Annotated in this window: 21 protein-coding genes; 16 read left to right on the top strand and 5 right to left on the bottom strand. The window is 70.9% G+C overall.

All coding sequences use genetic code 11. The features are described 5' to 3' along the window. Positions 1 to 160 precede the first annotated feature (160 nt). The 3 genes from ACYBYQ_RS12360 to ACYBYQ_RS12350 all read right to left on the bottom strand — a co-directional run bounded on the left by ACYBYQ_RS12360 (position 161) and on the right by ACYBYQ_RS12350 (position 3385). Positions 161 to 1759 (bottom strand): glycerol-3-phosphate dehydrogenase/oxidase, encoded by a 1599-nt coding sequence (locus ACYBYQ_RS12360; RefSeq protein WP_459614483.1) that lies wholly within the window; start codon positions 1757 to 1759, stop codon positions 161 to 163. Positions 1760 to 1782: 23 nt separating this feature from the next. Further along, positions 1783 to 2583 carry a DeoR/GlpR family DNA-binding transcription regulator gene (locus ACYBYQ_RS12355; protein ID WP_459614482.1) on the bottom strand — a complete coding sequence of 267 codons (801 nt, stop codon included), beginning with the start codon at positions 2581 to 2583 and terminating at the stop codon, positions 1783 to 1785. A 118-nt stretch (positions 2584 to 2701) separates the two neighbouring features. Then, positions 2702 to 3385, bottom strand: a complete 684-nt coding sequence (locus ACYBYQ_RS12350; protein WP_459614481.1) for a DUF502 domain-containing protein — start codon at positions 3383 to 3385, stop codon at positions 2702 to 2704. 153 nt (positions 3386 to 3538) lie between these two features. Here ACYBYQ_RS12350 and ACYBYQ_RS12345 point away from each other — a divergent pair, with 153 nt between their 5' ends. Further along, the gene (locus tag ACYBYQ_RS12345; protein WP_459614480.1) at positions 3539 to 4243 is read left to right on the top strand and encodes a glutathione S-transferase; all 705 of its coding nucleotides are present in this window, start codon (positions 3539 to 3541) and stop codon (positions 4241 to 4243) included. Here ACYBYQ_RS12345 and ACYBYQ_RS12340 read toward each other — a convergent pair. Continuing rightward, entirely contained in the window at positions 4209 to 4676 is a 468-nt protein-coding gene (locus ACYBYQ_RS12340; RefSeq protein WP_459614479.1) for an Lrp/AsnC ligand binding domain-containing protein, read from the bottom strand. The two genes, ACYBYQ_RS12345 and ACYBYQ_RS12340, sit on opposite strands and share 35 nt — an antisense overlap. 134 nt (positions 4677 to 4810) lie before the next feature. Here ACYBYQ_RS12340 and ACYBYQ_RS12335 point away from each other — a divergent pair, with 134 nt between their 5' ends. The 13 genes from ACYBYQ_RS12335 to ACYBYQ_RS12275 all read left to right on the top strand — a co-directional run bounded on the left by ACYBYQ_RS12335 (position 4811) and on the right by ACYBYQ_RS12275 (position 19413). Further along, entirely contained in the window at positions 4811 to 6115 is a 1305-nt protein-coding gene (locus tag ACYBYQ_RS12335) for a D-amino acid dehydrogenase (protein ID WP_459614478.1), read from the top strand. Between the two features lie 126 nt (positions 6116 to 6241). Then, positions 6242 to 7363: a metallophosphoesterase family protein gene (locus ACYBYQ_RS12330; RefSeq protein WP_459618775.1), complete on the top strand. Its 1122-nt coding sequence runs from the start codon at positions 6242 to 6244 to the stop codon at positions 7361 to 7363. Next, a complete protein-coding gene (locus tag ACYBYQ_RS12325; protein WP_459614477.1) occupies positions 7360 to 9987 on the top strand; it encodes an AAA family ATPase in 2628 nt (875 codons plus the stop codon). The genes ACYBYQ_RS12330 and ACYBYQ_RS12325 overlap by 4 nt, the downstream gene beginning before the upstream one ends. 309 nt (positions 9988 to 10296) lie before the next feature. After that, on the top strand, positions 10297 to 13224 hold the full coding sequence (locus tag ACYBYQ_RS12320) for a monovalent cation/H+ antiporter subunit A (RefSeq protein WP_459614476.1): 2928 nt from the start codon (positions 10297 to 10299) through the stop codon (positions 13222 to 13224). After that, a complete protein-coding gene (locus ACYBYQ_RS12315; protein WP_459614475.1) occupies positions 13224 to 13568 on the top strand; it encodes a Na+/H+ antiporter subunit C in 345 nt (114 codons plus the stop codon). The genes ACYBYQ_RS12320 and ACYBYQ_RS12315 overlap by 1 nt, the downstream gene beginning before the upstream one ends. A gap of 62 nt (positions 13569 to 13630) precedes the next feature. Next, on the top strand, positions 13631 to 15196 hold the full coding sequence (locus ACYBYQ_RS12310) for a monovalent cation/H+ antiporter subunit D (protein ID WP_459618774.1): 1566 nt from the start codon (positions 13631 to 13633) through the stop codon (positions 15194 to 15196). Then, positions 15196 to 15675 (top strand): Na+/H+ antiporter subunit E, encoded by a 480-nt coding sequence (locus ACYBYQ_RS12305; RefSeq protein WP_459614474.1) that lies wholly within the window; start codon positions 15196 to 15198, stop codon positions 15673 to 15675. Before ACYBYQ_RS12310 ends, ACYBYQ_RS12305 begins: the two co-directional genes overlap by 1 nt. Then, the gene (locus ACYBYQ_RS12300; RefSeq protein ID WP_459614473.1) at positions 15672 to 15953 is read left to right on the top strand and encodes a K+/H+ antiporter subunit F; all 282 of its coding nucleotides are present in this window, start codon (positions 15672 to 15674) and stop codon (positions 15951 to 15953) included. The genes ACYBYQ_RS12305 and ACYBYQ_RS12300 overlap by 4 nt, the downstream gene beginning before the upstream one ends. After that, positions 15950 to 16285, top strand: coding sequence for a monovalent cation/H(+) antiporter subunit G (mnhG, locus tag ACYBYQ_RS12295; RefSeq protein ID WP_459614472.1), 336 nt, complete (start codon positions 15950 to 15952; stop codon positions 16283 to 16285). Before ACYBYQ_RS12300 ends, mnhG begins: the two co-directional genes overlap by 4 nt. A gap of 137 nt (positions 16286 to 16422) precedes the next feature. Next, positions 16423 to 16938 (top strand): hypothetical protein, encoded by a 516-nt coding sequence (locus ACYBYQ_RS12290; protein WP_459614471.1) that lies wholly within the window; start codon positions 16423 to 16425, stop codon positions 16936 to 16938. 129 nt (positions 16939 to 17067) lie between these two features. Then, complete coding sequence (locus ACYBYQ_RS12285) at positions 17068 to 17916, top strand: HAD family hydrolase (RefSeq protein WP_459614470.1); 849 nt, start codon at positions 17068 to 17070, stop codon at positions 17914 to 17916. Positions 17917 to 17977: 61 nt separating this feature from the next. After that, the gene (gene tadA, locus ACYBYQ_RS12280) at positions 17978 to 18427 is read left to right on the top strand and encodes a tRNA adenosine(34) deaminase TadA (RefSeq protein ID WP_459618773.1); all 450 of its coding nucleotides are present in this window, start codon (positions 17978 to 17980) and stop codon (positions 18425 to 18427) included. Beyond that, positions 18424 to 19413, top strand: a complete 990-nt coding sequence (locus tag ACYBYQ_RS12275) for an LD-carboxypeptidase (protein WP_459614469.1) — start codon at positions 18424 to 18426, stop codon at positions 19411 to 19413. The genes tadA and ACYBYQ_RS12275 overlap by 4 nt, the downstream gene beginning before the upstream one ends. Positions 19414 to 19416: 3 nt before the next feature. On the opposite strand, the gene ACYBYQ_RS12270 is transcribed toward ACYBYQ_RS12275, so the two are convergent. Beyond that, the gene (locus ACYBYQ_RS12270) at positions 19417 to 20415 is read right to left on the bottom strand and encodes an SDR family oxidoreductase (RefSeq protein WP_459614468.1); all 999 of its coding nucleotides are present in this window, start codon (positions 20413 to 20415) and stop codon (positions 19417 to 19419) included. 252 nt (positions 20416 to 20667) lie between these two features. Between ACYBYQ_RS12270 and ACYBYQ_RS12265 the strand changes: the two genes are divergently transcribed. Further along, positions 20668 to 21150 carry a BON domain-containing protein gene (locus ACYBYQ_RS12265; RefSeq protein WP_459614467.1) on the top strand — a complete coding sequence of 161 codons (483 nt, stop codon included), beginning with the start codon at positions 20668 to 20670 and terminating at the stop codon, positions 21148 to 21150. Next, positions 21147 to 21479: a hypothetical protein gene (locus tag ACYBYQ_RS12260; protein WP_459614466.1), complete on the top strand. Its 333-nt coding sequence runs from the start codon at positions 21147 to 21149 to the stop codon at positions 21477 to 21479. Before ACYBYQ_RS12265 ends, ACYBYQ_RS12260 begins: the two co-directional genes overlap by 4 nt. The last annotated feature ends 22 nt before the right edge of the window (positions 21480 to 21501 follow it).

The following is a 21501-nucleotide window of genomic DNA, read 5'->3' as shown; positions in this document are numbered from 1 at the left end:
CTTCTACCATTTGTTGTCCTTATGGTGGCTGAAGGTGCGCAGGGCCGGCGATGGTTGCCATGCACGGCCCGGCGCAGACACTATAGGCACGCGCGCACGACGCAGGAAATGAAGAATTTGAGGGATATGCATCGACGCTGTCGATGCATGGGCGGGAGGTTCAGGCCAGCCGGTATCCGGAGGCCACGGCCTCGAATTCCGCCACGCTGCGGCGCTGCCATGCCGCGTCATGGCCCAGTTCCTCGGCCAGCAGCCGGGCCACTTCCGGGGCGGCCAGGCATGCCGCCTCGGCATCCAGGAACAGCGCACGGTTGCGCCGCGCCAGCACGTCTTCCGGCGTGCGGGCCAGCTCGTGGCGGGCCGCGTAGCGCACATGCGCTTCCGTGAGCCCGCTGGCCCGCACCAGCGCCCGGTCGGCCCCCGGCAGGGCGCGCAGCGCGGGCAGGTCCGTGCCGTAGTACTGGTCCGGCGCGCCGGCGTGCCCGGCCTGGGCGGCGCCGCCGGGGGCGCCATGCAGCGCAAGCCTGGCCGTGCGGCAGGGTGCGGCGGCGAGCAGGCGGCGTTCGATGGCGGTGTCGATGACGTCCTCGGCCATGCGCCGGTACGTGGTCCATTTGCCGCCGGTCACGGTGACCAGGCCGGATGCCGACACGGCGATGGTGTGCTCGCGCGACAAGGACTTGGTGGTGGTGTCGCTGGTGGATTTCACCAGCGGCCGCAGGCCGGCCCACACGCTGGTGACATCGTCCCGCGTGGGGCGGCGGCTGAGGTAGCGCCCGGCGGTCTGCAGGATGAAATCCACATCGCCGTCGCTGGCGCGCGGCTCCAGCGGCAGGTCGTGGCGGGGCGTGTCGGTGGTGCCCACGATCGTGTGGCCATTCCACGGCACGACGAAGAGCACGCGGCCATCGTCGGTCTTGGGAATCAGGATGGCCTGGTCGCCGGGCAGGAAATGGCGCGGCAGGGTGAGGTGCACGCCCTGGCTGGGGGCCACCATGGGCCGGGCCTGGGCATCGTCGAGGCGCCGGATGTCGTCGACCCACACGCCGGCGGCATTGATCACGCAGGCGGCGCGAACTTCCAGCGTTGCCCCTCCCTGGACGTCCTGCAGCGTCACGCCGTCGATGCGGCCGCCGCTGCGGCGCAGTCCGGCGGCACGCACATAGTTCAGCGCCGTGCCGCCGAGGTCCTGCAGGGTGCGCATGAGCGTGACAGCCAGGCGGGCGTCGTCGAACTGGCCGTCGTAGTAGAGCACGCTGCCGCGCAGGCCGCATCCGCCCACCACTTCTGCCAGCGTCGATGTGTGTTCCAGCGTCTGGCTGCGCGACAGCCAGCGGCTGGGCGCGAGGTTGAGCCGGCCGGCCAGCATGTCGTAGAGCTTCAGCCCCACGCCGTAGAAGGGCTGGTCGAGCAGGCCGTAGGCCGGCACCACGAAGCCCAGCGGCCATACCAGGTGCGGGGCGTTGTGGTGCAGCAGTCCGCGTTCGTGCAGCGCTTCGCGCACCAGCGAGATATTGCCCTGGGCGAGGTAGCGCACGCCGCCGTGCACCAGCTTGGTGGCCTTGCTGGACGTGCCCTTGGCGAAGTCGGCGGCTTCCACGAGCAGGGTGCGGTAGCCGCGCGCGGCAGCGTCCACGGCGGTGCCCAGGCCGGTGGCGCCGCCGCCGATCACGACGACGTCCCAGGTGCCTTGCTGCAGTTCGGCCAGTTTGCGGGTCCGCTCGGCGGCGGGGGACTCGGGGCGATGGGCTGGATTCATGGCGGGACGGCCGGAAGATGGGTTCAGTGGCGGGAAAGCGGCGACACGCGGCCGGCCGGCGCGGCGATCTCGCAGCGCACGCCGGCTTCCCGGAAGACGTGCGCCAGGGGCGCGGGGGGCGGCGCTTCGGTGAACAGGCGGTGGATGCGCGAAATATGCGCGAGCTCGACCATGGCCTGGCGCAGGAACTTGCTGCTGTCCGCGGCCAGCCAGACTTCGCGCGATTGTTCGATGATGGCGCGCGAGACGCGGACTTCGCGGAAATCGTAGTCGCGCAGCGTGCCGTCCGGCTCGATGCCGGAAATGCCGATCAGCCCGATGTCGACCTTGAACTGCCGCAGGAAGTCCAGCGTGGCCTCGCCGACGATGCCCCGGTCGCGCGCGCGCACCATCCCGCCGGCGACGATGACCTCGCAGTCGGGATGTTCGGCCAGGATGTCGGCCACGTGCAGGTTGTTGGTGATGACGCGCAGCCCGCGGTGGTGCGCCAGCGCGCGGGCAACGGCCTCGACCGTGGTGCCCAGGTTCAGGATGAGCGAACAGCCGTCCGGGACCGCGCGCGCCACGGCTTCGGCGATGCGCTGCTTGGCTTCGGCGTGCAGGCTCTGGCGCTGGCGATAGGCGATGTTCTCGGTGGTGGAGGCCGTGCCGGCGCGCACGCCGCCGTGGAAGCGCGCCACCATGCCGGCTTCGGCCAGCAGGCCGACGTCGCGCCGCACGGTCTGCAGGGTGACGTCGAAATGCCGGGCGAGGGCTTCGATGCTGGCCGAGCCCTGGGTGCGAACCAGCTCGACCAGCGCGAGCTGGCGCGGATTGAACGACATGGTCGCATCATAAAACAACAAAACCGAAAACAACAGCGCATCTGTGGTTGCTGTTGTTTTCGGTTTCGCGGGAAGCGCGCCGGCGGGAGCACTGCAGGCCGCCGGCGCAGGCGTCGGCTCAGTGGCCCGGCCCCGGGGGCGGCGTGCCGGCAGGGCCGGTGGCCGCGGGCGGCGGCGCCGGCGGCACGGGCGGCACGCCGGTCGCGGGCGCCGTCGTATCGGTGCGCGCCATCCAGGCGATCAGGGACGAGCGCATGGCTTCTTCCACCGACATGTCGATCGGCTGCACCCACGCGCGCGGCACGAAGACGGTGTAGCCGCCGATCATGTAGCCCATGGGCAGATAGACGGCCACGCGGTCGCCCTGCAGGAAGCCGTCCGGCAGGCCGTCCACGCTGCGGCGGGTGACCAGGCCCACCAGCTCCATGGGATGGCCGGGCATGCGCAGGATGACGACCTGCTGGCTGGTGGCGCTCTTGGCGCTGGGCGAGAAATAGTCGGCGAAGCTCTTGAGCGAGGAGTAGATGCTCTTGATCACCGGCAGGTTGGTGAAGGGCATCTCGAGGAAGAGCAGCACGCGCTGCACGCGCTCCTTGGAAACCAGGTAGCCGATGGCCAGGATGGCGAGTATGCCCAGCAGCAGGCCCATGCCGGGGATGTAGAACGTACCGACGAAAGGGCGCAGGAAGGTCAGCGCCACGGATTCCGTCCAGGCCAGGAAGATGTACAGCAGGTACAGCGTGAGGGCGACGGGGAGTACGGTGATCAGACCGCGAAAGAAGTATCGATAGATGCGCGTCATGGTGAAGGCTCCGTGGCCGGTACGGCGTTCCGGCCGGACCGCGCAGCATAGCAGCACCGGGTGGAACGCAGGTGACGCCGAGATGGTACAAAACAACAGGGGACCGGGCTTCACGGCCCGGCGTCCGTGTTCCACTTCCGCCTCGCACCCGCCATGCCCGACGCAGACCTGCCCATACTGTATTCGTTCCGGCGCTGCCCTTATGCCATGCGCGCGCGGATGGCGCTGGCCGCGTCGGGGCAGGTCTGCGAGCTGCGCGAAGTCGTGCTGCGCGACAAGCCGCAGGCGCTGCTGCGAGCCTCGCCGAAAGGCACGGTGCCGGTGCTGGTGGAGCCGGGCGGCAAGGTGATCGACGAGAGCCTGGATATCATGACGTGGGCCCTGCAGCGGGCCGATCCCCATGGCTGGATGGTGCCCCAGGGCGCCCCCGGCGACGGCTGGGCGCTGGTGGCCGTGTGCGACGACGAGTTCAAGTTCCACCTGGACCGCTACAAGTATCCGGAGCGGCATGCGGGCGGCGGGGCGCTGGCGCATCGCGCCGAAGGTGCGCGCTATCTGCGCGAGCTCGATGACCGGCTGCAGCGCCAGCCCTGGCTGTACGGCGCACGGCCCAGCTTCGCCGACGCCGCCATCGCGCCTTTCGTGCGGCAATATGCGGCCACCGACCCGGGGTGGTTCGCCGAGCAGTCGTGGACGGGCCTGCAGCGCTGGCTGGACACGATACTGGGTTCGGCGCTGTTCGCTGCGGTGATGCGCCGCTACGCGCCGTGGCGCCCGGGCGATGCGCCCGCGCTGTTTCCCGATGGCCCGGTGCGCGCCAACCTCAGCGATCCACCGGCAGGTACAGCGTCTCCTTGATTTCCTCCATCACCACGTAGCTGCGCGATTCCGCCGAGGCCGGCAGGCGCTTCAGGATCTCGCCCAGCAGGCGGCGGTATTCGCCCATGCCCGACAGCCGCGCCTTGACCAGGTAGTCGAAGTCGCCGGACACCAGGTGGCATTCCATCACCTCGGGCAGGTACAGCAGTTCCTGCCGCACCTTGTCGAACACGTCGCCGGACTTGGCCGACAGCTTGATCTCCAGGAACACCAGCAGCGATTTGTCGAGCACCGCGGGATTGACGCGCGCATGGTAGCCGGTGATCACGCCGTCGCGTTCCAGGCGCTTGACGCGCTCGGAGCAGGGCGTGGCCGAAAGGCTCACGCGCTCGGCCAGCTCGGTGATGGAAATCCGGCCGTCGCGCTGCAGGATGTCGAGGATCTTCAGGTCTACGCGATCGAGCTGGCGCATTTCACTGCCGCGGGCGGCGCAGCCCCGGCCTCCGTGGTGATTGACACTGGACAAGCGGCAGATTTTAGTGATTTTCCCTGTAAATGGAGGAATAGACTCCAGATTTTCACGAAACAATCGATCCGGAGTGGTCCATGCACGTCATCGTCCTGGGTAGTGGTGTCATAGGCACCACCACCGCCTACTACCTGGCCCGGCAAGGGGCCCGCGTCACGGTCCTGGACCGCGGCCAGGAGGCGGCCGCGGAAACCAGCCATGGCAACGCGGGCCAGGTTTCGCCGGGATACTCCACGCCCTGGGCCGCGCCCGGCATCCCGCTCAAGGCGCTCAAGTGGCTGTTCCAGAAAGATGCGCCGCTCTCCATCCGGGCCGACGGTTCGTTCTACCAATGGCGCTGGCTGGCTGCCATGCTGGCCAACTGCACCACCGGCCGCTATGCGGTGAACAAGTCGCGCATGCTGCGGCTGGCCGAATACAGCCGGGATTGCCTGCGCGACCTGCGCGCGGAAACCGGCATCCAGTACGAACAGCGCACGCTCGGCACGCTGCAATTGTTCCGCACGCAGGCGCAGTTCGAGGCCGCACGCCGCGACATCGCGGTGCTCGAAGCGTGCGGCGTGCCCTACGAACTGCTGGACTGCAACCGCCTGCCCACGGCCGAGCCCGCCCTGGCACGCACGCTGCACCGGCTGGCGGGCGGCCTGCGGCTGCCCAACGACGAGACCGGCGACTGCCGGCGCTTCACGCTGGCCCTGGCCGAGCTGTGCCGGGGGCTGGGCGTGACGTTCCGCTACGGCCGGCAGGTCGACGGCCTGGCGCTGCGCGGCGGCGACGTCGAGGGCGTGCGGATCGGCGACGAACTGCTGCGCGCCGACTGCTATGTGGCTGCCTTCGGCAGCTATACCCGCGACTTCCTGCGGCCGCTGGGCCTGGACCTGCCGGTGTATCCGGTGAAGGGGTATTCGCTCACCATCCCGCTGGTCGACGAGCAGGCTGCGCCGGTTTCCACCGTGCTCGACGAGACCTACAAAGTGGCGGTGACGCGGTTCGACCAGCGCATCCGCGTGGGCGGCATGGCCGAACTGGCCGGCTATGATCTCCGGCTCAGGGACGCCCGGCGGCGCACGCTGGAACGCGTGGTGAACGATCTCTATCCGGGCAGCGGCGACCTGGCCCGGGCCGAGTTCTGGACGGGCCTGCGGCCCATGACGCCCGACAGCACGCCCATCGTCGGGCCGACCCGCTATCCCAGCCTCTACCTGAACACCGGCCACGGCACCCTGGGATGGACCATGTCGTGCGGCTCGGGCCGCCTGGTGGCGGACCTCATCGGCGGCCGCCAGCCCGCGATCCGCGCCGACGACCTGGCGCTGTCGCGCTACGGGCGCGACGGCGCCCGTACGGCTGCGCCCCTGGCGGGGCAGCGCGCCGCCGGCTGAGGGGCGCCTCGGGACGGTGGTCGGTTCATGCCACAATCGCGGCATGTTCCCGGCGGCCCGGGTGCACGGTGAGGACGCTTTCCGTTCGAGCCGCCGCGGCCGCGCCCCGCATGGTGGATGGCTGACTTGATCCGTTTCCTGCATACCGCCGACTGGCAGATCGGCCGCCAGTACGGCCAGTTCGATACCGACGACGCCGCCGTCCTGGCGGAGGCGCGCTACGAGGCGGTGGCGCGGCTCGCCGAGCTGGCCGCCGCCCGCGCCGCCGACGCGGTGCTCGTGGCAGGCGACGTGTTCGACACGCACGCCGTGTCCGACCGTACCTTGCGGCGGCTCTTCGGCGCGTTGCAGGCCTATGCCGGCCCGTGGGTGATGATTGCCGGGAATCACGACGCGATGCTGGCCGACAGCGTCTGGACCCGCGCCGAGCGCCTGGGCTGCATCCCGCCCAACGTGCGGGTGGCGCGCCGCTGCGAGGTGATCACGCTGGAATCCGCCGGCCTGGCCGTGCTGGCCGCGCCGCTCACGCAGCGCCATACCTACGACGACGTCACCCAGGCCTTCGACACGCTGGAAAGCCCGCCCGGCCTGGCGCGGGTGGGCCTGGCCCACGGCAGCGTCCGGGACCGCCTGCCAGGCGAGGCCGATGCCGCCAATCCCATCGATCCGGCCCGGGCCGAGCGCGCCCGCCTGGATTATCTGGCGCTGGGAGACTGGCACGGCTGCCTGGAGATCGGCCCGCGCACCTGGTATGCGGGCACGCCCGAGCAGGACCGCTTTCGCGGCAATGCGCCCGGATTCGTGCTGGAGGTGGTGCTCGACGCGCCCGGCGCGCTGCCGCAGGTGACGCCGCAGCGTGTCGGGCGCTACGAATGGCTCCACTGGCACGAGCGGCTGGCGCTGGACAGCGATGCGGAGGCGCTGGCGCACCGGCTGGCGCAGCTGCAGGGCGACAAGGTGCTGCGCCTGGTGCTCGAGGGCACGGCATCGATGGCCGGCTGGGAGCAGCTGCAGCGCGCGGTGGGCCAGGCGGCTGCCCAGGCGCGGGCCGTGGTCACCGACGCCACCGCGCTGGCGGTAGCCCCGCAGGCCGAAGACCTGGCCGCGTTGCGGGCCGGCGGCTACGTGGCCGACGTGGCTGCGCAATTGCAGGCCATGCAGGACGATCCGGCGCAGGGCGCCACGGCGCGGGAGGCGTTGCGGCTGCTGCTGCGCCTGCACCGCGAGACGGGCGGAGGCCGGGCATGAAACTGCACCGCGTGCGCCTCTCGGCCTTCCGCCGGTTCCGCGAAACGGCCGAGCTCGACGATCTCGAGCCGGGGCTGAACATCTTCTTCGGGCCCAACGAGGCCGGCAAGAGCACTTGCGCGGCCGCCATCCGCGCGGCTTTCCTGGAGCGCTACAAGACCCGCACGGTCGCCGATTTCGCGCCCTGGGACATGCCGGGTGCGCGGCCCACCGTGGAGCTTGCCTTCGCGCACGGCGGCCACGAGTACGTGCTGCAGAAATCCTTCCTGAGCCGGCCGCGCTGCGAGCTGGTGGTGGACGGCGGCGCGCGGCGGCTCGAGGGCGAGGAGGCCGAGGATGCGCTGGCCGGTCTGCTGGGTTTCGGTTTCCCGGCCAAGGGCCAGAGCCGCCCCGAGCATGCGGGCCTGCCGGGCCTGTTGTGGATCGCGCAGGGCGAGGGGCAGGAACTGCTGGCGCCGGCGCGCCATGCCGACACCCAGGTGCGCGAGCTGCTCACGCAGCTCACCGGCGAACTCGCCGCCGGCGATGGCGACCGCCTGTTCGAACGCGTGGCTGCCGAGCGCGCCGAGCTGTTCGACGCGCGCAGCGGCAAGCCCAAGGGGGTATACCGCGAAGCCGAGGAGGCCCATGCGCAGGCGGCGCAGCGGTGCGAGCAGCTGGCGCGGGAGCGCGCCGCCCTCGACGCCGATGTGGACCAGCTCGCCCGCTTGCGCGCGGAAGACGAGCGGGCCCGGCGCGATGCGCCCTGGCGGGAATTCGAAGCCCGGGCCGCCCAGGCCCGTGCCCGTCTGGCGGAGCTGGCGCGCGAGCGCGAGGAACTGGAGCGCCTGCAGCATGAGCAGGCCCAGGCCGGCAGCACGCTGGCGCTACTGCAGGAGCAGATGGCCCGCGACGAGCGCGACCGCCAGGCGCTGGCGGCGCTGCAGGTGCGCGAGCAGTCCGCGCGCGAGTCTGCGGCGCAGGCCGCCGTCCAGGCCGACGAGGCGCGCCGCAGCATGGACGCGCTGGCCGGCCAGCTGGAGGCCGGCCGGGCCCGGCTGGCCGCCGCGCAGGCACAGGCCGAGCGCCGCGATCTCGACGAGCAGCTGGCGCGCCTGGGCGAGGAGCTGGCCCGGCTCGACGGCGCGCTGGACCAGGCCGCAGCGCTCGCTGCCCGCGTCCAGGACTTGCAGGCCCGGCGGCTGCAACGCGACGCCGATCCCGGCGACCTCGCCCGGCTGCGCGCCGCCGAGCAGGAACGGGTCGAATTGTCGGCCCAGCAACGTGCCGTCGCCACGCGCCTGCGTTATCGCCTGGAGGGCGGCGCGGACGCGCGGCTGGACGATGCGCCGCTGGCCGCCGAGGGCGTATGCCTGCTCACCGGGCCGGGGCGGCTGATGCTGCCGGCGGTGGGCGAATTCATCATCGAGCCGGGCGGGCAGGACTTGCCGGCCCTGCAGGCGCGCATCGCCGACCTTGACGCCGTGCGCGCGCAGCTGCTGCGCCGGCTGGGCGCCGCCGACCTGGCGCAGGCCGAGGCGCACGCCCGCGAAGCCGAACGGCTGGCGGTCGAGCTCGAGGCGACGCGGCGCGAGCTGGCCATCCATGCGCCCCGCGGCCAGGACGCCCTGCGGACAGCGCGAGCCGAGGCGGCGCAGCGCCTGGAACGCCTGCAGGCGCGCCGCGCCGCCCTGGCCGATACGCCGTCCGCGCAGGAAGCGCCGGACCCCGAGGAAGCGGCGCGGGCATTGCGGCTCGCCGAAGAGGCTGCGACGCAGGCCAGGGCGGCGTGGGCCGAAGCCCAGCGCGCAGCCGACGGCCATGCCGCCCAGGCGCGGCTGCTGGGCGAGCAGGCCCGGGCGCTGCAGGACGAGTTCGCCGACACGGCGCGCGAATCCGAACGCCAGGCCAGGGCGGCGCGCGCCGCGCAGGCGCGGGCGCTGCGCGACGCGCTGCAGGCACGCGTCGCCGAAGCGCAGGCCAGGCTGGCCAGCCAGCAGCCCGAGCTGGTTGCCCAGGACGCCGAGCGCTATGAACGCTCCGCCGCCCTGGAGCGCCTGGCCCACCAGGCGCGCCAGGCAGAGCTGCTGCAATTGCAGGGCAGGCTGCAGCAGGCCGGCGCCCAGGGCCTGGGCGAGCGCCTGGCCCAGGCCCGCGCCGACGAAGAACGCCTGGCGCGGCGGCGCGACGACGTGGCGCGGCATGCCGGCGCCCTGGACCTGCTCTGGCGCATGCTGGCGGCGCAGCGCGAGGCGGCCACCCGCCGCCTGCTGGATCCCCTGGCGCGCCGCCTGGCGCACTATCTGCCGCTGCTGCTGCCGGACGCCCGCGTGCAGTTCGACGAGCAGCTGCTGCCGGCCATGCTGGAGCGCGACGGCCAGGGGCAGGCGCTGCCGCTGCTGAGCTTCGGTACGCGCGAACAGCTGGGCGTGCTGGCCCGGCTGGCCTATGCGGACCTGCTGCGCGAGGCGGGCCGGCCGGCGCTGCTCATCCTGGACGACACGCTGGTGCATGCCGATGCCCAGCGCCGCGACCGCATGAAGCGCGCGCTGTTCGACGCCGCGTCGCGGCACCAGATACTGCTGTTCACCTGCCACGCCGAGTCCTGGACGGACATGGGCGTACCGGTGCGGCGCCTGGGGTGACGCCAAAGCTTTTGGGGGCGGATCAGTCCAGGGGCGCGGCTCTGTCGATATCTTGGCGAGAACGTGCGGTGAAACGCCCGGTTCTTTGCTCATTTCGTGCATAGAACGCCAGAATCTGATATTTTTCGCCTGGGCTTCCCACCCGATCCGCCTCATCCGCCTCCGTTTTTTTGCCGCCTCGGCCGGCGAACTTCCCTCAGAATGCGGGAAGGGGACGGCTGCCGCGCCGGATTTCGGGTCGATCCATAACTGCCCGGCCGCTCGCGCTGTGTCCGTCGCGATTTCCGGCCGGATTTCTCCCGGAGCGCCATGCTGCTTGTCCTGATCCTCGCGCTGCCCTTTGCCGGCAGCCTGTGCGCCGCGTTGCTGCCGGCCAATGCCCGCAACGCGGAAGCCTGGCTGTCGGGAGCCACTTCGCTCGCCTGTGCGATCCTGGTGGCCACGCTGTACCCCCAGATTGCCGACGGCGCGGTGATCCGCGCCGACCTGGCCTGGGCCCCGGCGCTGGGTCTGCAGTTCACGCTGCGCATGGACGGATACGCCTGGCTGTTCAGCCTGATCATCTCGGCCATGGGCACGCTGGTGGTGCTCTACGCGCGCTACTACATGTCGCCGCAGGATCCGGTGCCGCGCTTCTTCTCCTTCTTCCAGGCCTTCATGGCGGCCATGCTGGGCGTGGTGCTGTCCGGCAACCTGATCCAGCTGGTGATGTTCTGGGAAATGACCAGCCTGGCATCCTTCATGCTCATTGCGTACTGGCACCACCGGCTCGACGCCCGGCGCGGGGCGCGCATGGCCCTCACGGTAACCGGCGCGGGCGGCCTCTGCCTGCTGGCCGGCGTGCTGATCCTGGGCCATATCGTGGGCAGCTACGACCTCGACGCGGTGCTGCAGTCGGGCGAACGCGTGCGGGCCGACCCCTGGTATCCGGCCGTGCTGGTGCTCATCGCCCTGGGGGCCCTCACCAAGAGCGCCCAGTTTCCGTTCCAGTTCTGGCTGCCCAACGCCATGGCCGCGCCCACGCCGGTGTCGGCCTTCCTGCATTCGGCCACCATGGTCAAGGCGGGGGTGTTCCTGCTGGCGCGCTTCTGGCCGGTGCTGGCAGGCACCGCGGAATGGTTCTGGATCATCGGCGGGGCGGGGCTCTGCTCGCTGCTGCTGGGCGCGTACGCCGCCATCTTCCAGCGCGACATGAAAGGCGTGCTGGCCTACTCCACCATCAGCCACCTGGGGCTGATCACCCTGCTGCTGGGCATGAACAGCTCGCTCGGCCTGGTGGCGGCCATCTTCCACATGGTCAACCACGCCACCTTCAAGGCCTCGCTCTTCATGGCGGCCGGCATCGTGGACCACGAAACCGGCACGCGCGACATGACGCGCCTGAGCGGCCTGTATTCGGCCATGCCGCTGACGGCCACGCTGGCCATGGTGGCGGCGGCTTCCATGGCGGGCGTGCCGCTGCTCAACGGCTTCATCTCCAAGGAAATGTTCTTCGCCGAGACCACGTTCGTCAGCGGCGACAGGCTGATCCAGACCGGCCTGCCGCTGCTGGCCACGGTGGCGGCCGCCTTCAGCGTCACGTATTCGCTGCGCTTCATCCTGCAGGTGTTCTTCGGCCCGCCGGCCGGCGACCTGCCGCGCGCGCCGCACGAGCCGCCGCGGTGGATGCTGCTGCCCAGCGCGCTGCTGGTGTGCGTGTGCCTGGTGGTGGGCGTGCTGCCGGGCATCACCCTGGGCCCCATGCTGGAGCTCGCGGCGCGCAGCATACTGGGTCCGGCCATGCCGGCCTACAGCCTGTCGCTGTGGCATGGGTTCACGCTGCCGCTGGCCATGAGCATTGTCGCCATGCTGGGCGGCATCCTGCTGTATTGGGTGCTGCGCACGCGCCAGGGCACGCATCCCGGCCGCGTGCCGTTCATCTACCATCTCGACGGCCGGCGCACCTTCGAGTATCTGCTCGAGGCGTCCGCCATCCTGTCCGACCGGCTGCTGGAGTGGCTGCAATCGGCGCGCCTGCAGGTGCAGATGCTGCTCATCGTGGTCGGCACGCTGTTCGTCGCCTGGCTGCCGCTGCGTGGCGGCGGCTGGTTCGCCGGCAGGTTCCCCGAGGCACCCGATCCGGCCTTCGTGATCCTCTGGGGCGTGGGCGCCGCCTGCGCGCTGGGCGCCGCCTACCAGGCCAAGTATCACCGGCTCGGCGCGCTGACGCTGTCGGGCGGGGCAGGGCTGGTCACCTGCCTCACGTTCGTCTGGTTTTCCGCGCCCGACCTCGCCCTGACGCAGCTCGCCGTCGAGGTGGTCACGGTGGTGCTGCTGCTGCTGGGGCTGCGCTGGCTGCCGCGCCGCATCGCAGGTCCTTCCCGGGACGGCGGCGTGGATGTACGGGCCCACCTGCGCCACGCGCGCGACCTGCTGCTGGCGGTGCTGGCCGGCGCCGGCGCCGCGGCGCTGGCTTATGCCGTGCTGATGCGCCCGCAGGGCGAGACCATCTCTTCGTTCTTCGTGCACAACGCCTTGCCCGAGGGCGGCGGCACCAACGTGGTCAACGTCATCCTGGTGGACTTCCGCGGCTTCGACACGCTGGGCGAGATCACGGTGCTGGGCATCGTCGCCCTCACCGTGTATGCGCTGCTGCGCCGCTTCCGTCCGGCGCCGGAAAGCGTGGGCCTGCCGCGCCAGCAACGCGAGCAGGACGGCCTGCCCGAGAAACCCGAGGACATCGCGCCCGACATCCGGCGCCTCATCCCGCGTGGCTCGATGATGGTTCCGGCGGTGCTCGTGCGGCTGTGCCTGCCGGTGGCCGTGCTGGTCTCGGTGTACCTGCTGCTGCGCGGCCACAATCAGCCGGGAGGCGGTTTCGTCGGCGGACTGGTGATGGCCACTGCGGTCACGCTCCAGTACATGGTGGGCGGGGTCTATTGGGTGGAGTCGCGCAGCCGGCTCAACCCCCAGCACTGGATCGGCATGGGCCTCATCGCCGCGGGCACGGCCGCCATGCTGGCCTGGGTGGCCTGGCGCCCGCTGCTGTCCGCGCTGGCCTGGGACCTGGCCCTGCCCGTGGTGGGGCATGTGCACGTGTCCACGGTGCTGCTGTTCGATCTCGGCGTCTACATGCTGGTGGTGGGGGCCACCGTGCTGGTGCTGGTCGCCATCGCCCACCAATCGCTGCGTGCCCAGCGCAAGGCGGTGGCCGACGCGCAGGCCGCCGCCGAAGCCTCGTCCGGGAGTCATGCCTGATGGAAATCGTCTATGCCCTCGCGATCGGCGTGCTGGCGGGTTCGGGCGTGTGGCTGCTGCTGCGCCCGCGCACCTTCCAGGTCATCGTCGGCCTGTCGCTGCTGTCCTATGCCGTCAACCTGTTCATCTTCGGCATGGGCCGCCTCACGGTGGGCCGCCCGCCGGTGATCGACCCCGCCGTCGCGCCCGACCCGTCGCAAATGGCCGACCCGCTTCCGCAGGCGCTGGTGCTCACCGCCATCGTCATCGGCTTCGCCACCACGGCGCTCTTCCTGGTGGTGCTGCTGGCCTCGCGCGGGCTCACCGGCACCGACCACGTCGACGGACAGGAGCCTGAAGCGTGATCGGCGAGCTGCGCGACCTTCCCGTGTATCCCATCGTCGTGCCGCTGGTTGCGGGCGCGGCGATGCTGCTGCTGTCCGACGCGCAGCGCCGGCTGCGCGCCGCCATCGGCGTGGCGGCCACGCTGGCGCAGCTGGCGGCGGCCGTGGCGCTGCTGGTGCTGGCTGCCGGCGCCCATGAGGTCTGGCCTTCGGGCGTGGGCGTGTACCTGGTGGGCGACTGGCCGGCGCCGTTCGGCATCGTGCTCGTCGTCGACCGCCTGGCTGCGGTCATGCTCACGCTCACGTCGGTGCTGGGCCTGGCCACGCTGATCTATTCGCTGCCGCGCTGGGACAAGGCGGGCGTGCACTTCCATGCCTTGTTCCAGTTCCTGCTGATGGGCCTCAACGGGGCGTTTCTCACGGGCGACCTCTTCAACCTGTTCGTGTTCTTCGAAGTGCTGCTGGCCGCCTCGTACGGCCTGATGCTGCATGGCTCCGGCACGGCCCGCGTCGGCGCGGGGCTGCACTACATTGCGGTCAATCTGGTGGCATCCTTCCTGCTGCTCATCAGCATCGCGCTGATCTACGGCGTGGTGGGCACGCTCAACCTGGCCGACCTGGCCGTGCGCGCGGGCGCCCTGCAGGGCAGCGAGCGGCGCCTCTTCGAGGCGGGCGCGGCCATCCTGGGCGTGGCCTTCCTGGTGAAGGCCGGCGCCTGGCCGCTGAACTTCTGGCTGGTGCGCGGCTATGGCGCGGCTGCCCCGCCCATCGCGGCGATGTTCTGCATCATGACCAAGGTGGGCATCTACGCGCTGCTGCGCATCGGCTCGCTGCTGCTGCCCAGCGGCGCGCCGGCGGCGTTCAGCCTCGACTGGATGTACGCGGCCGGCCTGGCCACGCTGCTGTTCGGCGGCCTGGGGCTGCTGGCCACGCAGCAGCTGGGCCAGCTCACCGGCTACTGCGTGATCGTGTCGGCCGGCACGCTGCTCACCGCGCTGGGAATGCCCGGCGTGACGCTCACCGGGCCCGCGTTGTTCTACCTGATCAGCTCGGTGCTGGGAACGGCGGCGCTCTTCATGCTGGTCGAGCTGATCGAACGCACCCGCGCTTTCGGCGCCAACGTGCTGGCGGTGACCATGGACGTATTCGACCTGGACGACCCCGCTTCGCCCAACCGTTCCGACGACGTGGTCGGCGTGGCCATCCCGGCGGCCATGGCTTTCCTGGGACTGTCCTTCGTGTCCTGCGCGCTGCTCGTCACGGGGCTGCCGCCGCTGTCCGGCTTCGTGGCCAAGTTCTCGCTGCTGTCGGCCGCGGTGTCCGCCGCCAACGACGCGGTGCGCCACATCGATGCGTGGGTGCTGGTGGCCGCCGTGCTGCTGTCCGGCCTGGCAGGCCTGGTCTCGCTGGGCCGCGCGGGCATCCGCATCTTCTGGAGCTCCGGCGACCGCAGCACGCCGCGCCTGCGCTGGAGCGAAGCCGGTCCGGTGGGCGTGCTGATCCTGCTGTGCGTGGCGCTGGCGGCCGGCGCCGGCCCGGTGTCGGCCTACCTCGACGATGCCGCGCAGTCGCTCGACCGTCCGGCCGACTACGTCGATGCCGTGCTGGGGGCGCAGCCGGTGCGCCAGCTCGGCGCAGGAGGGCACTGATGCCGCGTCTGCACCTGCTGTTGCTTCCGCTCTTCCTGTTTGCGCTGTGGCTGCTGCTCAACCAGTCGCTCTCGCCCGGGCACCTGCTGCTGGGCGCCGCGCTGGCAGCCTGGCTGGGTTGGGCTTCCAGCCGCCTGAGGCCCCTGCGCAGCCGTCCCCGGCGTATCGGCGTGATGCTCAGGCTGCTGGGCCGCGTGGCCTTCGACGTCGCGCGCTCCAACCTGGAAGTGGCCAAGCTGATCTGGCGCCCGCGCAGCGAGATGTCGCCCGGCTTCCTGTCGATCCCGCTGGACATGCGCGACCCGCACGGCCTGGCCGCGCTGGCCTGCTTCCTGACCTATACGCCGGGTACGGTATGGGTCGATGTGTCCGAGGACAACGTGCTCACGCTGCACGTCCTGGACCTGCAGAACGAGGCCCACTGGGTCTCGCTGGTCAAGGACCGCTACGAGAGCGCCCTCATGGAGGTGTTCGAATGAATATCGTTCTGTACTGGTGCGCCTGGTTCGCCCTGGTGTGCTTCGGCATAGGCATGGCCTGCGCCACGGTGCGCCTGCTGCGGGGTCCCACTGCGCAGGATCGCGTGCTGGCGCTGGACGCGCTCTACATCAGCGGCATGCTGGCCATGCTGGTGTTCGGCATCCGGTCCGGCACGGCCGTTTACTTCGACGTGGCCCTGCTGGTGGCGCTGTTCGGTTTCGTGGGGTCTTCGGCCATGGCCAAGTTCCTGCTGCGCGGGGAGGTGATCGAACCATGATGCCGAACGAAGTTCCCCTGTGGGCCGGCATCCCGGCCGCCATCCTGCTGGTGCTGGCCGGCGTGCTGAGCCTCACGGGCGCCGTGGGGCTGCTGCGCTTCGGCCACTTCTACGCGCGGATCCACGCCCCCACCCTGGGCAACACGCTGGGCGCGCTGTGCGTGCTGGCCGCCTCGATCCTGGTGTTCTCGTCGACGACGCAGCGCGTGGTTTTCCACGAGATCGTGATCGCCCTGTTGCTGGTGTTGACCTCGCCGGTCACGGCCATGCTGCTGATGCGCGCCGCCGTCTATCGCAATCGCCGCGCCGAGGTCGGGCCCAATCGCCCCTGAAGCCCGGCACATTTACGCTTGCCTGAAGCTTGTTACACATTCTGCGTAGCAGTTTGCGGGTTTTCCCGTAACGTAAGCGGGTAGGGCGGCGGAGCAGCTCCGCGATGCCGCTCACCTCACTTCAATCGGAGGAAACCATGCAGAAACCCGCGAATTTCCGTTTCGTTCCCCTGTGCGGCGCCCTGGCCCTGGGCGCAACGCTGCTGTCGGGTGCGGCTTCGGCGCAGGGCGCCGCCACCGGCAGCAGCATGGCCGATATCGATGCCCAATACCGCCTCGACGTGCAGCGCTGCAACAGCGGCCAGACCGACCAGGACCGCACGTCGTGCCTGCGCGAAGCCGGCGCGGCCCGCGACGAGGCGCGCCGCGGCCGGCTGATGCGCGGCGAGTCCGACGCCAGCCGCCAGCAGAACGCCCTGGAGCGCTGCAACCGCCTGCCGGCCGGGCAGCGCGAGGATTGCGTCACCGCCACCACTTCGCCCACCAAGACCTACGGCAGCGTGGGCGGCGGCGGGGTGCTGCGCGAGTCCGTGATCACGGTGCCGGCCGATACGGGCACCATGGCGCCTGCCGGCACCACGGCGCCCGGCACGCCGCTGGCGCCTCCCGCCATGCCGCCGGCCGGCAGCGCCACGCCCGCGCCGGTGCGCTGATCCTTCGCGGAGGTTCTCCGGCTCCCGCCCGGCGCCGGCGGGCCGCTCCCGCGCGGCCTTGATGCACGGACGTTCGGGCGGGGGCGCATTCAGGCAAAATGGCGGTTCCCGCTACCTGAACCGCCTGCCATGTCCGACGTCATTGCCCTCATCTTCGATTTCGACGATACGCTGGCGCCGGACAGCACATCGGGTTTCCTGGAAAGCATAGGCGTCGATACCGCGGCATTCTGGAAAGACCGCGTCGGTCCGCTGCTCGCCGAGCACGACTGGGAGCCTGTGCCGGCCTATCTCCATGAAATGATCCGCCTGTCCCGGTCGGGCGAATACGGCCGCATCACGCAGCAGCGCCTGCGCGAATGGGGCGCCCGGCTGCCGCTGCACGATGGCGTCACCACGCTATTCCAGCGCCTGCGCAACGCCGTCCGGGCCGAACACCCCAAGGTGCAGCTGGAGTTCTACCTGATTTCCAGCGGCATCGGCGACGTGGTGCGCGCCACGCCGGTGGCGCACGAGTTCACCGAGATCTGGGCTTCCGAATTCGTCTACGACGAGGAGGGCGGCATCGCCTTTCCGCGGCGGCTCGTGAGCTTCACCGACAAGACCCGCTACCTGTTCCACATCCAGAAGGGCATCGTCGGCCGCGAGTACCGCAACAAGCCCTTCGAAGTGAACCGCAAGATCCCCGAGGACCGCCTGCGCGTGCCGTTCGACCAGATGGTGTTCGTGGGCGACGGCTATACCGACGTGCCGTGCTTCTCGCTGGTGCGCAGCCGCGGCGGCTACGCCTTCGGTGTCTGGGACCCCCGGCATCGCGACAAGCGCAGCCGCGCCTGGGGCTTCATCGAGGAAGGGCGCGTGTCCAACCTCAACCAGGCGCGCTACGACGAGGACGCCGAGCTGTACCAGTGGCTCGAAGAGGCCGTCACCAGCCTTGCCGGCCGCATCACGCTCAAATCCCGGGTGTACCGTGGCTGAGCCGCAGCCGCAGTTGCCTGCCGGCCCGGATGCCCCGGCTGACACGTTCGACGCGCGCATGATGCAGCTGGCCCTGGCGCAGGCGCAGGCCGCCATGGAGATCGGCGAAGTGCCGGTGGGCGCCGTCGTGGTGGATGCGGCCGGGGAGGTCGTGGCCAGCGGCTACAACCGCACCATCATCGACCACGATCCGACGGCCCATGCCGAGATCGTGGCGCTGCGCGCCGCCGCGCGCGCACTGGGCAACTACCGCCTTCCGGGGCTGAGCCTGTACGTCACGCTGGAACCCTGCGTGATGTGCATGGGAGCCATGATGCATGCACGCCTGGCGCGGGTGGTGTATGGTGCCACCGATCCCAAGACCGGCGCCTGCGGCAGCGTGCTGGACGTCGCCGGCATACCCCGGATCAATCACCATACCCACGTCAGCGGCGGCGTGCTGGCCGAACCCTGCGGAGACATCCTGCGGCGGTTCTTCCGCCAGCGCCGCGGCAAGGAATCCACCGAATGACCCGCAAATCCGCTTCCCGCCCTGCCACGCACGACGACGCCTGCCCGCCCGGCTGCGACCAGGACCACGCGCACCAGCATGGCCCCGGGCCCGGCGCCGGCGGCATCTACCTGGTCTCCCCCTCATCGGCGGTGCGGGATCCGCAGGCGCTCGAACGCGCCTGCGAGCGCTTGAAGGCCGAAGGCTTCAAGGTGCGCGTCGACCGCACGGCGCTGGCCGTGCACCAGCGCTTCGCCGGCACCGACGCGCAGCGCCTCGCGGCCCTGAATCGCGCCATTGCGCAGAAGCATCCCATCGTGATGGCCACGCGCGGCGGTTACGGGCTGAGCCGGCTGCTGCCGCAGATCGACTGGCGCGCCATGGCCGACAGCGGCAAGCGCTTCGTGGGCATGAGCGATTTCACCGCCTTCAACCTGGCCCTGCTGGCACAGACGGGCGCGGTGAGCTATACCGGCGCCTCGGCCGTGGCCGACTTCGGCGGGCGCAAGGCCGATGAACTCACCGTGGCCCTGTTCGGCGAGGTGATGCGCGGCGAACTGGAGATCCTCAGCTTCGAGACCGAGGACGCCGATGCGGTGGACGCGCGAGGCGTGCTGTGGGGCGGCAACCTCGCCATGATTGCTTCGCTGGTCGGCACGCCGTACCTGCCGCGCGTGCGCGGCGGCATCCTGTTCCTGGAAGACGTGGCCGAGCATCCGTACCGCGTGGAGCGCATGCTGGCCCAGCTGAGCCTCGCAGGCGTGCTGCAGCGCCAGAAGGCCATCGTGCTGGGCCGGTTCACCGACTACCGGCTGGCGCCGCACGACGCCGGCTACGACATGCCCGAGGTCGTGGCCTGGCTGCGCAGCACCTGCAAGGTGCCGGTGGTCACGGGGCTGCCGTACGGGCATGTGGCCACCAAGGCCACCCTGCCCATCGGCCAGCGCATAGGCATCGCCACCGAAGCCGGCATGGCGCATCTGGTGATCGACGAGCACCGGCACTGAGGCTCAGGCGGCGAGCCACGCCGCCAGTGCGGCGATGCCGGCGGCCGCCAGCAATCCGGCCCCGGCCAGCAGCATCCCGGCGGCATGCGACGACACGCTCACTGCGTTGTCGCGCGCCTGCTGCCCGAACCGCCCAGCAGTGCGATGCCGGCCGGGTTCGTCCACAGGCTCGTACAGGTTGTCTGGCCGGCCGGGCGTCTCCGGCTCGGTGTCCATCTGCCCCGCATAGGCCTGGCGCGCCAGCATGCGGTCGGCCAGCGCCGGCATCGCCATGCCGCCCACGATGGACTTCAGGGTGGCGCTGCCCAGCCACAGTTCGCGCGGCGCCTCTTCGGCAGCGCGCAGGATGGCCCGGGCGGCCACGGCAGGCGTGTGGATCGGCGGCACGGGCTGCGGACGGCGCGGCAGTTTGTTGCGGGCCCAATCGAACTGCGGCGTGTCGTGCGCCGGCAGCTGCACCATGGTGATCCGTATGGGGCTGCCCTCGTGCAGCAATTCGCAGCGCAGCGCGTCGGTGAAGCCGCGCACGGCGAACTTGGCGGCGCAATAGGCCGACTGCAGCGGAATGGCGCGGTAGGACAGCGCCGATCCCACCTGGACGATGGTGCCGCTGCCCTGTGCGCGCATGCGCCGCAGCGCGGCCAGGGTGCCGTGCACATAACCGAGGTAGGTGACCTCGGTGACGCGCCGGATCTCCTGCGGCGTCAGTTCGGCCGCGGGCCCGAAAACCGTGGCCATGGCCGCGTTCACCCATACCGATATCGGCCCCAGCTCGGCCTCGAAGCGAACGGCGGCCCGTTCCACCGCTTCGGCGTCCGCCACGTCGGCCGCCACCGCCAGCGTCCGGGCGCCCAGGCCCTGCAGTTCCTGCTCGGCTTCCGCCAGCCCGGTGCGGCCGCGCGCCAGCAGGCCCACCCGGTAGCCTGCGCGCGCGAATGCCAGGGCCGTGGCCCGCCCCACGCCGGCACTGCCTCCGCATATCACCACGGTCGCGTTTTCCATCGCGCTCCCCCGCCTTTGCCGCGCTGCGGCGATGCGCGCGTCGCAGCAAGCCCCATGCCGAGCGAGCTGGGGGAAGGCGGCCGTGCGGATCTACACGGCAGTGAAAAAATGGCGCCGTCCCGGCCTGCGACGCCCGGGGCAGGGCGTGGGCACGCCCCGTGCTGCCCCGGCCGATCCGCGGCATCTTGCCGCGGCATCGCCGGCGCACCCTGGCGTGCGCCATGCCATGTAATGGATATCGAGGAGGCATTCATGAAAGCCTTGCTGAATTGCGCCGCCGCCCTGGCAGCCGGAGCCGCGGCCATGTACTACCTGGATCCCGAATCGGGAGCGCGCCGCCGGGCGCTCGTGCGCGACAAGGTCAGCGCGGGCCGGCATCAGGTCGAGCGGCGCGCGCGCGCACGCACGCGCTATGTCGCCGACCGCATCCATGGCGCCGCCGCGCGCCTGCAGGGCGGCCGCGAAGTCGAGAGCGACGCGCAACTGGAAGGCCGGGTGCGATCCCGGCTGGGGCGCATGGTGAGCCGGGCAGGCGCCATCCACGTGACGGCGGCCGAGGGCTGCATCACGCTGGAAGGCAGCATCCTGGCCGATGAGCACGAGCGTCTCGTCTCCGCCGTTGCCGCGATGGACGGCGTCACTGCCGTGGACGACCGCCTGACGGTCCACGACGCGCCGGGGCGCAACCCGGCGTTGCAGGGCGACGGCAGCGTCCGCGCCGGCAGCGTCCATTGAAGACCCATCATCCGGGAGCACGCCAGATGGCCGAGACCACCACCGACCGACAGACCATCCGCGACTGGGCCGAACGCCAGCAGGCCCGGCCAGCCGCCGTGAAGCGCACCCACGGCCAGGGCGGGGCGGGCATCCTGCGCTTTCTCTTTCCCGATGCGCCGGACGCAGACCACGACGCGCTGATGGAGATCCCGTGGGAAGAGTTCTTCGACACCTTCGAATCGCACGAACTGGCGCTGCTGTATGAGCCCGGCGGGCGCTTCAACAAGCTCGTGGGCCGGGACACCGCCGAGCGCCGCGCCCACGGCGAGCACGACGCCCATCGCTGATGCCGGGGCGTGTGCGGCGGCG

The sequence above is a fragment of the Bordetella sp. 2513F2 genome (assembly GCF_054642735.1).
Note: the sequence above shows the minus strand (reverse complement) of the source record. Positions and strands in the feature narration are given on the sequence as shown.